This is a genomic window from Terriglobales bacterium, assembly GCA_035651655.1.
Lineage (GTDB): Bacteria > Acidobacteriota > Terriglobia > Terriglobales > Acidobacteriaceae > DASRFG01.
This window is the reverse complement of record DASRFG010000001.1, coordinates 58221-69123: the sequence shown is the minus strand read 5'-3', so window position 1 is coordinate 69123 and position 10903 is coordinate 58221. Positions and strand designations below refer to the sequence as shown.

Sequence of the window (10903 nt, the reverse complement as noted above, 5' to 3'; positions counted from 1 at the left end):
TTTGCCCGCAGGGCTTACGGCCTGCGGGATGTTGTGTCGCCCCTCCGGGGCTTACTGCTTTACTCGGCCCTACCCAGGGCTTACGCCCTAAGCTAAAAGCTATGCCGCCCTCACGGGCTGGATCCTGCTAAGGAAGAAGACGTAGCAAGCTACGTCTCTACCCCAAGTTCCGCTCCGAACGGAAATGTCGTTTATTCCAGCCACTTTAAACCTCAAAAGCCGGCGGGAAGCGACGGAGGCGGCGCCTCTGCGCGCTTGGTTTCCCGATCCGGGCCAGCAGGCGAACTCGATGGCGGCGCCGCAGCTTCCGCGGAAGCTGCCAGCCACTCTTGAAGTGCAGCACATGCAGCCTCGCGACGCGTGGAATCTTCAATTACGGTGTAACGCACAAAGCAGCGGCCACCCGCCAGGCGTTCATAGATCGGGCTGGCCGGAGTAAATAGTCGGCTCAGCGCGCGGGAAAGGTCCTTTGCTTGCTCGAACAGCAGAACGGCCAGCAAGCGCTTGCCGGCGGTGGCAGCCGATTCGCCGGGCGCGAGAACTTCTTCCCCTACGGCAAAAATGCCGGCGCGAGACGGTACCAGCAGCAGGCTGAAGCTGGACTCGCAACGGCACCAGCGTGACCAGTTCAAACCCGGTTGAGTCTGCGGGGGCAAACTGCCCATCGCTCCGGTTATGGCATCAGTGCCCATGCTCAATCACCTATCTGGGATGGCAACAGTACTGCTGCTAATAGGGCCTGTCAATAATAAACCGCTATATGTGGTATTTTACTGCAAATAGGCTGGTTGTGCGACTGGAGGCTGAATTTGAAAGCGATATTCCACAATAAGATGCGGTCGAGGTATTCCCGGCGTCAATAATCATCAGGTAAGTACCTGGTCATCCTGTCATCCCAAACAAAGGAACCTGCCGAGGGTCGGTACTCTCCCGGTCAACGCGGCGCCCCCGATAGAGAGTAAAAGCGCGCGCCAGTTCGGCATTTTCCAGCTCGACATAGATATCTTCAAAAATCTGCCGCGGAGCGATGCGTCGGGAACCGTCAGAACACTCCACCAGGTAGTCGCCCTCGCATCCGATCTGCTCGCGACCCGTGGGATCAATGACGGTGACAGTGTCGGTGAGCTGGCGGGCACGCACAAGAAAGCGCGTGCGATAAACCTTCCATTCGGTAGCGCCGGTTTCAGTCACTTCGTCATCCTGGGTGAGGGCTGATTGAGTTTGTGAGTGACGTGACGCGAGCAAGTGCGAGCAATGTACCAGAAATCGTGGAGAGTCAATCCCGAAGAAGGTGCAACCAGAAAAAAATTTTATCCAGGACATGCATGGAGTTCCAGCGCTATAAAAAGCAGAGTAGAAGGTGGAAGCAGCTGGAAAAACAAAGGGATTTTTCAGAATGCGTGGCAGAAGAGCGTGGAAGACAAATCGTGTCGGCAAAATATTCACATCGAGCGCACAGGAAATGCACCGGGTATGTAGATCTCACCCACAGATGACACGAGTTTCAGGTAGAAAAACCTGGAGGTACGAACAAAAAAGGGCGCACCACGGAAAGAATCCGAGTGCGCCCCCGTGGAGAAAACGGGTCTAACTCAGCGGCTGGCCAGTGCTGGTTCGCGGGTGGCGCCAAGCTGGCTGTGTTCGAAGCGCTGGTTGATCTCGTCCCAGTTCACAACGTTCCACCAGGCTGATAGGTACTCGGGCCGGCGGTTCTGGTACTTCAGATAGTAGGCGTGCTCCCACACGTCGTTGCCCATGATCGGGAACTGACCATCAGAGAGCGGACTATTCTGGTTGGGAGTGGTGACTATCTGAATCTTGCCGCTGGAAGCGCGAGCCAGCCATACCCAGCCGCTTCCGAAGACTTTAGTCCCCGCCTCTTCGAATTGCTTTTTAAAGTCGGCAAAGTTGCCGAATGTCTTTTTGATCTCGTCGGCCAACTTGCCCGTGGGCTCACCGCCGCCTTTGGGCTTCATGATCTTCCAGAACATGCTGTGGTTGACGTGGCCGCCGCCGTGATTGCGGACCGCGGTACGGATATCTTCGGGCACGCTGTTGATGTTCTTTAGGAGTTCATCGGCGGACTTGCTTTGCAATTCGGGGTGTTTCTCGAGAGCGGCATTGAGGTTCTTCACATACGCGGCATGGTGCGCGTCGTGGTGCAAATGCATGGTCTGAGTGTCAATATAGGGTTCGAGGGCTGAGTAGTCATACGGCAATGGTGGTACTTCGTGAGCCATGATTCCCTCCGGTAAGTTCAGATGCTGGATAAGAAACTCCCGATTCTAACAAAGTACAGAGCTGCTCGTGCGGCGTCACTTCCGCTTCCAGCGCACGCCCTGCTTGGTGTTCTCCACCAGGATCCCGGCTTCGGCGAGCTGGGTGCGAATGGCATCCGATCTGGCGAAGTCCCGGGATTTGCGAGCCCGTTCGTGCTCGGCTACCAAATGATTGACCTCTTCGTCGGGTAGACCGTTGGACCGCGCCCCGGCGACCAGCTCTTGCGCTGCGTCTTGCAGCTTGTTTTCGGTTTTTGCCCAATCGAGAATGCGCCGAATCTTCGCCGCATCGTCATCCTTGAGCACGGCAAAGATATCATCGAATTTTTCCAGCGCCTGCTCGAGCGCGGGAACGTCGCTGGCCCTAAGCTGGCCCGCATCGGCGGCTGCGTTGGCTTGCCGCACCATTTCGAATATTGCCGCGAGTGCCTGGGGAGCGTTGAGGTCGTCAGAGAGGGCTAAATGCATCTTGCTGATGGTTTCGTCGGCGAGCTGGGCCATGCTGCCGCTCGCGCCGGAGGGAAACTGTCCACTCCGCAAACGCAGCCGGAAATTGCGCAGCCGCTCCACTGAGTTTGCCGCCTGTTTCAGCGCCGCGAAGGTGAAATTCAGCTGGGTGCGGTAATGCCCTGATGCCAGCAGGAAGCGAACCGAAGAGGGCTTATGGCCCTTGAGCACCAGATCACGCAGGGTGTAGAAGTTGCCGAGACTCTTCGACATCTTCTCGCCTTCGACCAGCAAAAACCGCACGTGGAACCAGAAACGCACGAAAGGCTTCCCGGTGAGCGCCTCAGACTGAGCGATTTCATTTTCGTGGTGGGGAAAAATCAAGTCCTCACCGCCGGCGTGCAGATCGAAAGTATCGCCCAGAAACTTCATTGACATCACTGAGCACTCGATGTGCCACCCTGGCCTGCCGGGGCCGATTTGCGTCTGCCACTGCGCTTCACCCGGCTTGGGAGCCTTCCACAAGGCAAAATCACGCGCATTGTCCTTTTCATATTCGTCCACGTCCACGCGCGCCCCAGCTTCGATTCCAGCAAAATCCTTCTTCGACAGTTTGCCGTATCCGGGAAACCTGGCTATGCGGAAGTAATAAGAACCATCGTCCGTACGGTAGGCGAATCCTTTGTCCACAAGTTGGGCTATGAACTTCGCCATCTCGGGAATGTGATCGGTGGCGCGCGCTAGCTCCGGCCGTTCCACGTTGATGCTGTCTATGTCCTCCAGGAATGCCTGTTCGTACTTGGCGGTGTACTCGCGCACGCTGAGCCCGGCAGCGGCAGCGTTGCGGATGATCTTGTCCTCCACATCGGTAATGTTCATGACATGGCGCAATTTGAAGCCGCTCTGCCGCAGAAACCGGCGCAGCACGTCCACCGCCACGAAGGTGCGGAAGTTTCCGATGTGGCCGTAGTCGTACACCGTGGGACCGCAAGCGTACATGCGGATAAGCTGGTCCTCCATCGGCGCAAACTCCTCTATTGCGCCAGAAAGCGTATTAAAAAGGTGCAGTGCCATATTGAAAGTGCGTTGGAGCGCAGAGTCGCGATTCGCTGAATCTTAATCCGCAGAAGCTTGATTCTAGGGGTGGGCGCGAAAAAGGGTCAAATCCGCGAGTGCTCGCCGCGATTAAGCGGGCGGTCTTGCGGCAGCAATCCGGTGCAGCCTCTCTCCCACCAGCAGCACGTAATGGGCCGCGGAAATGATGGTAAAGGCAAACGTGGCCCACAGAAAAAAGAAGCGCGCATACGCTACCCAGCTTGCCGGATAGACATCCTGCAACATCACAAAAAAGACCGCCGCCACCTGCGCCGTGGTGTTGGCTTTGCCGAATATGCTGGGGCTGAAATCGCGCAATCCGACTATGGCATATAACACCGCGCTTGCCACCAAGATGGAAATGTCGCGGCTGAACACTAAAACGGTAAATTTCCACGGGATCTTGTGCAGGATGGAGAGGACCAGAAACATGCTGCTGAGCAGCAGTTTGTCAGCGATCGGATCGAGGTACTGCCCGAGCATGGTCTGCTGATGAAGGCGGCGTGCCAGCAGGCCATCCAACCCGTCACTGAAGCCGGCCAGGACGAATAATCCTAATGCCCAGCCGTAATTGCGCCCCAGCAGGCTAATAATGATGAAAGGCAGGAACATCATGCGCATCAGGGTGAGCTGGTTGGGTGCAGTGAGCAGACGCCTCACATCTTCTCCTTTGCTCACTCGCCAGCCCCAAACAGACTGGCAGGATCGCGCCCGGTGCGCGTAGTGAAACGCTCGCTTAATGATGGGACACCGCCGGAATTCGTATCCAGCTCAATGCGTTCCACGCGGTGCATAGGGAAAAACACCGAAGTCGGTGTGAACGGTTCGTCGGATTTGACCATGGCCGCGGAATCATCAAACGACTGCAAATCAATTCCGCGGATGCTCAAACCGGCCGGGCTGAGTGCCACGACTACTCCCCAGAATTTTTCCCGCGGCTCGCCCAGGCTGACCAGCACCATCACTCCCGGTTGGAATGGTCCCTCGCCTACTGAATCCGCGCCGGGAGTGTTTTGCGATTTGTGGGGTTTCTGCGGCAGCACAAGGGAATTCTCCCTGCCGCTGGCCAGCTTTGCAAGTGCGGCGCGCAAGTTCGTTGCCCGCGCGCAGGCTCGCCCAGTACAATAATCGAGTCCCGTAGGCGCGTAGCTCAGTTGGTTAGAGCGCTACCTTGACACGGTAGAGGTCTGGGGTTCGAGTCCCCACGTGCCTACCATCTATCTTCTTGAATCCATTCAGAGGGTCATTGCAGCCGAATCGAAGCCAGCGGTAATTCTCCCGAGTTTTGATCGTTTCTGACATCATTTGCCATCAAACGGAAAGTTTCAGCGGTGTTCCCACGTACTAGTTTGCGGAAAAGCATGGGTGGGCAAAGGTTTTTAGTGTTGTGATCTCAAAATTATCAATGTTGAGACTCGTGATGCTGTATCTCGGGCTCAATTCGGTGCCTGACCGATTGCCGATAAGACTCTCTCTTGAGTGATTCCTGTTTCTCTGAGGATTTGAGCGATTTGGCTCGATCGGTCTTGAGTAGCGGCGGCCAGGAGATGTAATGGCTCAACCTGTTTCTTCAAAGAGTTGTCTGCGAAGGATCGTGCCACCCTCATCATAGTAGCGGCACGTCGGGAAAAGGGGAGGTCTATAGCTGTAGAGATAGGCGTCTTTCGTGAGAGAAGTCCTTGCATTTTAGTAAGTAAGTCAACGGCCAAATTCGAATCAAAAAAGCGCGGATGATTTTCAAACTTAAGGCGGCGAAACTCAGGAATTCCTGACAAAATTCCTGACAATATGTTGTTGGCATCTCCCTGATCTTCAAGGAGAAAAGCCATTATAAGATCGTCCACCCCAATAGCTTTTGCGCCGCGTTGTCCGGCCACGAGGCGGGCAATAAAGATCACATGCCGCGCTCGGACCGAATATTTGTCGAGCATCGGAACACCTGCCGTTCGCACGGGTTGAATGCAGAATGAACACACATCGACAATGATCAGCAAGAGTAGCGCTGGAAACAGCATTCATCTCCTATGCCATTTGCCGCCTTCCCTCACACTTTGCGCGTGGAAATGAAGATCAAACGCCGAATCTCTCTGCGGCGCGAGCTTTCGCTCGTGCGGCCTCTTCTTCTCGATTCCTCGGCGACGCATTCGTTTGGAGCGAGCTGAGAAGGCGAGTCGAGATCTCGGCTATTTCATCAACTGCGGCCAGGAATGAGCCTTCGTTTGCCTTAGACGGCTTGTTAAAACCGCTGATTTTTCTTACGAACTGAAGCGAAGCAGCTCGAATCTCCTCGGAAGCAACGGGCGGATCAAAGTTGAAAAGCTTCTTGATATTCCTGCACATTTACTGTTACCTCAAGCTCTCGGAACGCCAAAATGGACTGGGAACACTGTCGGGACCGAAAACTATTTACTAAAACGAACAAGGCCCGATAGTACGCGGATAGTTAAGGTACACACTCTTCAGTTTCTGCTTCTGATCTCTTGCTAAGGAGACCTTCAGAGACTGCCTGTTTACCAGGGGCGTTGATAGTCCAAGTTGCAGTCGGTACGCCCCTTGGAGCTGGTCGGTAATCAAACTCTTTACTTGTTGGAGTAGAGCTTGTTCTTTATCGCCGAGCCCGAATCGTGGAATAGAAACGAGGTATCCTCCCGTTCTGACAGTTAGATCTTCCATCCGGGTGACACCCGCAAACTCCTCTTCGCTCTGTGGAACAGTGTCACGAATTAGGAATACGAACGCTCTTACTCGGTTTGCAATTAGCTCGTCCCGCACGCGACCGAACTGCACATGACTGTGGTTGTCACCCCCATCGGTAACTAGATAAACGGCGTCCCCGAACCTAGGGGCACCGAGTGAAGCCACACTCTCGTGTATAGCGTCATAGAGCGCAGTGCGACCCTTTCCCTGTTTATCACTCAGAGCAGTGATATCGGCAGCAATTTGTTTTCGACCGGTAAACCCAATTAGCTGCGTTTTCTCATTGAAGGTAACCAACGCGATTGACGCATTTTGTGGAATCGTATCCAAAGCAAAAGTGGTGATACGTTGGGCGAAACTCCAACGTGAACCGGAGGGGTATGAATCTGTCGCCATGCTTCCACTCGTGTCCACAAAAAGGATCACTCGCTGTGGATGCTCATCGAAGGTCAGCGATTTAATGGGAACAGGACGTCCCCCGATTTTCACCGCGAGCTCATCTGACTGGAGATCCCGCATGACCTTTCGACCACTGATGGCGCTCAAGGGGACGATCGCCGATTCACAGTAGTCGTTTTCAGAAATCGAACTGGCTTGCCCGACACCGTACGCCGAGAGCACCAGTACGAATAGGAGAGTCAAGACGCTTTGGACCACGGCTCATTATCTCGCTTCTGTCAAAAATCGCTTGTTCAGCCCGTCGTTCATGTGACACCCTGTTAGGTGCTGACGAGAGAGCCGAACCGAAGCCTTCCTTCAGTTTATGCGACCGCCCATTACCCTTTTCCCATCAAAGGGGGTCAAACAGAAAACCAGGGGGTCAGAATTTGGGTCCAACTTGGGTCCAAATAGTGCCGAAAACCAGCGAACAAACGGCAAAACGACGCAGAACCGAGCTAAGCGAATCAACAACTTGATAAACCGGGCCGATCTTCGGGACCAGAAGGTCGGAGGTTCGAATCCTCTCTCCCCGACCCACGCGTGGCTTTGCGGCAAACCCCAAGCCATGGGGTAGTAAAGAAAGTTCAAAACTCGCCATCAATTCGCCATCAAAACCCGGCATTTTAGGTTCGCTTCGGGGGCCTGTTTTTGCGGAAAACGTAGGTGGGCAAAGGTTTTTAGGTTTGTGACCTCAAAATTGACACGGTAGAGGTCTGGGGTTCGAGTCCCCACGTGCCTACCACTTACCTTCTTGAACCCATTCAGACGGTTATTGCAGGCGAGTCGAAGCCAGCGGCAATTCTCCCGAGTTTTGATCGTTCCTGCCGTCATTTGCGAGAGCAAGCTCGTTACAACTTGTCCAAAAATACTCTTAGGTCGGTGTCGGCGAGATCCTCTTTCGTCATCAGTCTTGCGATTCTCCAGTTCTCGTTTTTTCCCCATGCTGGATCCACATCCCTCAGTTTTTGGTAAGGGGCAAGGGCACGATACTTATCGCTATTCTTGACAGTTCTGATAGCGCGCTCTGACAGATAGTTTTCTATGGCGCCACGCTCAAGAACGCAACATGGAATATTCAACTTAGAGCATAGGTCGGTAAAGCCTTGCCTGTCCGCGGCAAGCGGCTCTCCGGCTTGACTACGCTCGCTGTCAATGAGAGCGTACACGCGCTGAGAGATTCGGCTAATTTCCGAAAGCTGGGCTTCGCACGCTCCATTAATCATGGAGCTTCCGCCGAGCTGTAATAGCACGATTTGGTGCTCCTTTTGATAAAGACGAAGAAGTTGCTGAATGCAGGTCACGTCCGTTGGACCTTCGACCAAGAGGATGGTTTCGAATCCGAGATCTTGATACGCGTTGAAGCCAAGCTCTCCCAAGAACTCCGCCAGTGCCGGCGTTCCGGCAAAGTCCCGGACTTCCCGGCCCTCAGACCCGACGCGTCGTACTGAATAGACCCTGTCCGAGACAGCCCGAGCAAGTCCCAAATTGTGTGTAGCGAACAGCACCCCGTGCTCTGCATAAGACGCAAGCGTCGTCAGAAAGTCAATTTGCAGGGAGGGATGCAGATTCAGCTCAGGTTCGTCGATGAGGATATAGCTTGGCTTCCTGATTGCCGAATTGAGTAACACGAGGATGAATTGGATTAAGCCAGACCCGATTCACTTTGCTCCTTTTGGTAGCCGGTTTTTAAGCGTCGCCAGTTCATTATGAATGGCTGCCCGATTTGGATGTCGTAGTAATCGCCACTGCCGCCAACGTTGACAGCATTCCGAAATGGGCCCAGATATAACATTCTAGTGAGAATAGAGAAGAGATCTGCAGCAGGCTTGAGCGCAACAAGAGGTACGGGAGATGGCGATACCGCTCTCGACACTAACACGTCGTTCCCCTCATTGCGGATGGAAACATTCGTCACGTTGACTGCTGCTGAGATTTGTAAAGATATTACGTAGTCCGTAAAAGAGTCGTAGCAGGCAAGATTTCCCGGAGTTATTGACCCCGACAAAGGCCTGTAGCCCGTTTTTTAAAGCAAAACGTATCGGGGCGTCAGAGAAGCACCGATAATTGCTGACCGTTACTTCGGCGTCCACTTAGTTAGAATAGGAGGCGAGCGGAGTAGTGTCAAAAGCGTAATGTGGTGGACCTATGCAGACATTGAATGTTGGTGCAGGTCGAACGGACCAAGAGTACGAAGCGGCTGAGGAGCAGCGACGCAGCGATCTACGTGCCGATAGCCGAAGCGATGCGAACTACTTCTTCTGGGCCGCAGGTCTAGCTGCGCTCGGCACCGGCCTGCTTCCGGTACGGCTGGACGTTCTGGTCAGCATCGGCACGGTTGACCTCTTGAGGTTCTACGGCGGGTCACTAGGTCCCCTTTATCCCCTCGCGGTGTTCGGCGTTGCAGCAACGTGGGTGTTTGCCTTGTTGGCGCTGGGATTTGCCGGACGCGGCGGCCATCGTTGGGCGTTTCTGGCCGGCATGGTTCTGTATGGGGCTGACATGATCGCCCTGATGGTCATGTTTTCGTTGTGGGCATTCGGGATCCATGCTTTCTTCGTTTTGAAGTGGTGCCAGGGACAAAAAGCCCTGAAAGATCTCAACGAGGCGGGCGTCTCGACTTCTTAAGGTGGCCGATTCATTTTACGTCCTGATTCTTAAAGCGCCAGGGAGCTGTCGCATGCAGGAGTGCTGCTTTCGTTCTTTCTGGCGGTCACGGAGTCCACGACAAGATAAGCCAGTACCCCGCCCGCGCAAACGGTCATCCCTCCGGCGTCTCCATACCTGAGCACCACGGCCAATGAGGCAAAGAACATTCCTGCCAACCAGAACGTGAAGGTGCTCCGCTCGCGTGGAGCATAGAGAGACTGAACAGCTATCATCAGCACAGGAACAAGCAGGACCACTTCGTCAAATGGCCATCCATAGGCAGCAGTAAGTACGGATAACGTCAATACGGCAGGAAGGCGATCACGCCACTGCCACTGCCCGCTATGTTTGTTCCAGTACCAGCCCAGCGCGAGTACTCCGGGCAACATTGGCGCCAACTGGAGCAAGTGACTGTGCGACGCGAACAAGGATCTCGCGAGCAATGATCTCGCGAACAACGATCTGAGGACTCCGCCAGCACCGGAGGAATATTCCCAAACATAGTCGCTTCGTATGAGGGCCATGTACTGCGAGAGCGCCGCCGGATCAACCAGCAGCGCGGCCGTCAACGCAATGCAGATGGTTACGCTTGCGCCAGCGATCACCCGCATTTCTCTCCGTTTAACGCTCCACAACAACAATGCCAGCCAGAGCAGATAGAACAGGTGTGGTTTGAACGTGGTCAAGGCCAGCGCGCTTCCTGCCATGAAAAGATGACCACGTCGCTCCAACCAGAGAAATCCAACTATTCCGAGGAGCAAAAGGGGGCCGATCTGGGCGACAGCGAGGCAGTGCCAAACTGGAAAAAACACGCCCGCAACGCATATTGAAATCCATCGGTGGTCATCATCACCGCCGTAGAGGCGCCACAGGATGAATACCTCAAAAACCAGCATTGCTATGCTCAAGCACAACCAAAGTAGCCTTGCGAGCGCGTATGAATGCATGAATCCCAGGGGCAGCAAAAAAGGGAGGAAGTGAGGCGGAGACATTACCATCAGCGGCTGTGCTTCACTCCAGCCCATCGCCTGCTGAAGTTTCATGAGCGCCTCAACCGAATAAGGGTCCTGGTGGCGCATGAATACGTGAGCAGCGGTCCAGTACTCTACGAAATCATGTAACGGGACGTAGCGAAAGGCGACGGCCGTTATGACGCCTGCCGCAGCTAACGCGAGTACGGTAACCGCCTTTTTTGCAATTCGCATTCTGACTCTGATGCGAAACCTGTCCGGTCCGGGGGCCGTGATAACCTGCACTTTAGAGCCCGCGAATCACAAGCTGCTGAATACTATCTACGG

12 protein-coding genes and 1 tRNA gene are annotated in these 10903 nt (G+C 54.5%); 2 read left to right on the top strand and 11 right to left on the bottom strand.

From position 1 onward, the window contains the following. Positions 1 to 212: 212 nt before the first annotated feature. From VFA76_00335 to VFA76_00310, 6 genes are all read right to left on the bottom strand, one after another. Positions 213 to 692: a hypothetical protein gene (locus VFA76_00335; GenBank protein ID HZR30280.1), complete on the bottom strand. Its 480-nt coding sequence runs from the start codon at positions 690 to 692 to the stop codon at positions 213 to 215. A 190-nt stretch (positions 693 to 882) separates the two neighbouring features. Further along, positions 883 to 1323: a hypothetical protein gene (locus VFA76_00330; GenBank protein ID HZR30279.1), complete on the bottom strand. Its 441-nt coding sequence runs from the start codon at positions 1321 to 1323 to the stop codon at positions 883 to 885. Between the two features lie 269 nt (positions 1324 to 1592). Continuing rightward, entirely contained in the window at positions 1593 to 2240 is a 648-nt protein-coding gene (locus VFA76_00325; GenBank protein ID HZR30278.1) for a superoxide dismutase, read from the bottom strand. 75 nt (positions 2241 to 2315) lie between these two features. Beyond that, positions 2316 to 3800 carry a cysteine--tRNA ligase gene (gene cysS, locus VFA76_00320; protein HZR30277.1) on the bottom strand — a complete coding sequence of 495 codons (1485 nt, stop codon included), beginning with the start codon at positions 3798 to 3800 and terminating at the stop codon, positions 2316 to 2318. A gap of 111 nt (positions 3801 to 3911) precedes the next feature. Next, a complete protein-coding gene (locus tag VFA76_00315; GenBank protein HZR30276.1) occupies positions 3912 to 4481 on the bottom strand; it encodes a CDP-alcohol phosphatidyltransferase family protein in 570 nt (189 codons plus the stop codon). Between the two features lie 14 nt (positions 4482 to 4495). Continuing rightward, positions 4496 to 4864, bottom strand: a complete 369-nt coding sequence (locus VFA76_00310; GenBank protein HZR30275.1) for a hypothetical protein — start codon at positions 4862 to 4864, stop codon at positions 4496 to 4498. 96 nt (positions 4865 to 4960) lie between these two features. On the opposite strand from VFA76_00310, the gene VFA76_00305 reads away from it, so the two are divergent. Next, a tRNA-Val gene (locus VFA76_00305) sits at positions 4961 to 5037 on the top strand. Positions 5038 to 5257: 220 nt separating this feature from the next. On the opposite strand, the gene VFA76_00300 is transcribed toward VFA76_00305, so the two are convergent. The 4 genes from VFA76_00300 to VFA76_00285 all read right to left on the bottom strand — a co-directional run bounded on the left by VFA76_00300 (position 5258) and on the right by VFA76_00285 (position 8587). Then, positions 5258 to 5836: a Clp protease N-terminal domain-containing protein gene (locus tag VFA76_00300; GenBank protein HZR30274.1), complete on the bottom strand. Its 579-nt coding sequence runs from the start codon at positions 5834 to 5836 to the stop codon at positions 5258 to 5260. A 55-nt stretch (positions 5837 to 5891) separates the two neighbouring features. Next, positions 5892 to 6161 carry a DUF2277 domain-containing protein gene (locus tag VFA76_00295; GenBank protein HZR30273.1) on the bottom strand — a complete coding sequence of 90 codons (270 nt, stop codon included), beginning with the start codon at positions 6159 to 6161 and terminating at the stop codon, positions 5892 to 5894. 69 nt (positions 6162 to 6230) lie between these two features. Further along, the gene (locus tag VFA76_00290; protein ID HZR30272.1) at positions 6231 to 7175 is read right to left on the bottom strand and encodes a VWA domain-containing protein; all 945 of its coding nucleotides are present in this window, start codon (positions 7173 to 7175) and stop codon (positions 6231 to 6233) included. A 632-nt stretch (positions 7176 to 7807) separates the two neighbouring features. Continuing rightward, positions 7808 to 8587, bottom strand: a complete 780-nt coding sequence (locus tag VFA76_00285) for an AAA family ATPase (GenBank protein ID HZR30271.1) — start codon at positions 8585 to 8587, stop codon at positions 7808 to 7810. Between the two features lie 517 nt (positions 8588 to 9104). Here VFA76_00285 and VFA76_00280 point away from each other — a divergent pair. Next, a complete protein-coding gene (locus tag VFA76_00280; protein ID HZR30270.1) occupies positions 9105 to 9584 on the top strand; it encodes a hypothetical protein in 480 nt (159 codons plus the stop codon). Between the two features lie 29 nt (positions 9585 to 9613). On the opposite strand, the gene VFA76_00275 is transcribed toward VFA76_00280, so the two are convergent. Continuing rightward, the gene (locus VFA76_00275) at positions 9614 to 10810 is read right to left on the bottom strand and encodes a glycosyltransferase family 87 protein (GenBank protein ID HZR30269.1); all 1197 of its coding nucleotides are present in this window, start codon (positions 10808 to 10810) and stop codon (positions 9614 to 9616) included. Positions 10811 to 10903: the final 93 nt, after the last annotated feature.

Bases quoted from the DNA above. Each gene is read 5' to 3' on its own strand.
- VFA76_00300 (HZR30274.1), bottom strand. From the start codon at position 5,836: ATGCTGTTTCCAGCGCTACTCTTGCTGATCATTGTCGATGTGTGTTCA.
- cysS (HZR30277.1), bottom strand. From the start codon at position 3,800: ATGGCACTGCACCTTTTTAATACGCTTTCTGGCGCAATAGAGGAGTTT.
- VFA76_00325 (HZR30278.1), bottom strand. From the start codon at position 2,240: ATGGCTCACGAAGTACCACCATTGCCGTATGACTACTCAGCCCTCGAA.
- VFA76_00330 (HZR30279.1), bottom strand. From the start codon at position 1,323: ATGTCCTGGATAAAATTTTTTTCTGGTTGCACCTTCTTCGGGATTGAC.
- VFA76_00335 (HZR30280.1), bottom strand. From the start codon at position 692: ATGGGCACTGATGCCATAACCGGAGCGATGGGCAGTTTGCCCCCGCAG.
- VFA76_00280 (HZR30270.1), top strand. From the start codon at position 9,105: ATGCAGACATTGAATGTTGGTGCAGGTCGAACGGACCAAGAGTACGAA.
- VFA76_00275 (HZR30269.1), bottom strand. From the start codon at position 10,810: ATGCGAATTGCAAAAAAGGCGGTTACCGTACTCGCGTTAGCTGCGGCA.
- VFA76_00295 (HZR30273.1), bottom strand. From the start codon at position 6,161: ATGTGCAGGAATATCAAGAAGCTTTTCAACTTTGATCCGCCCGTTGCT.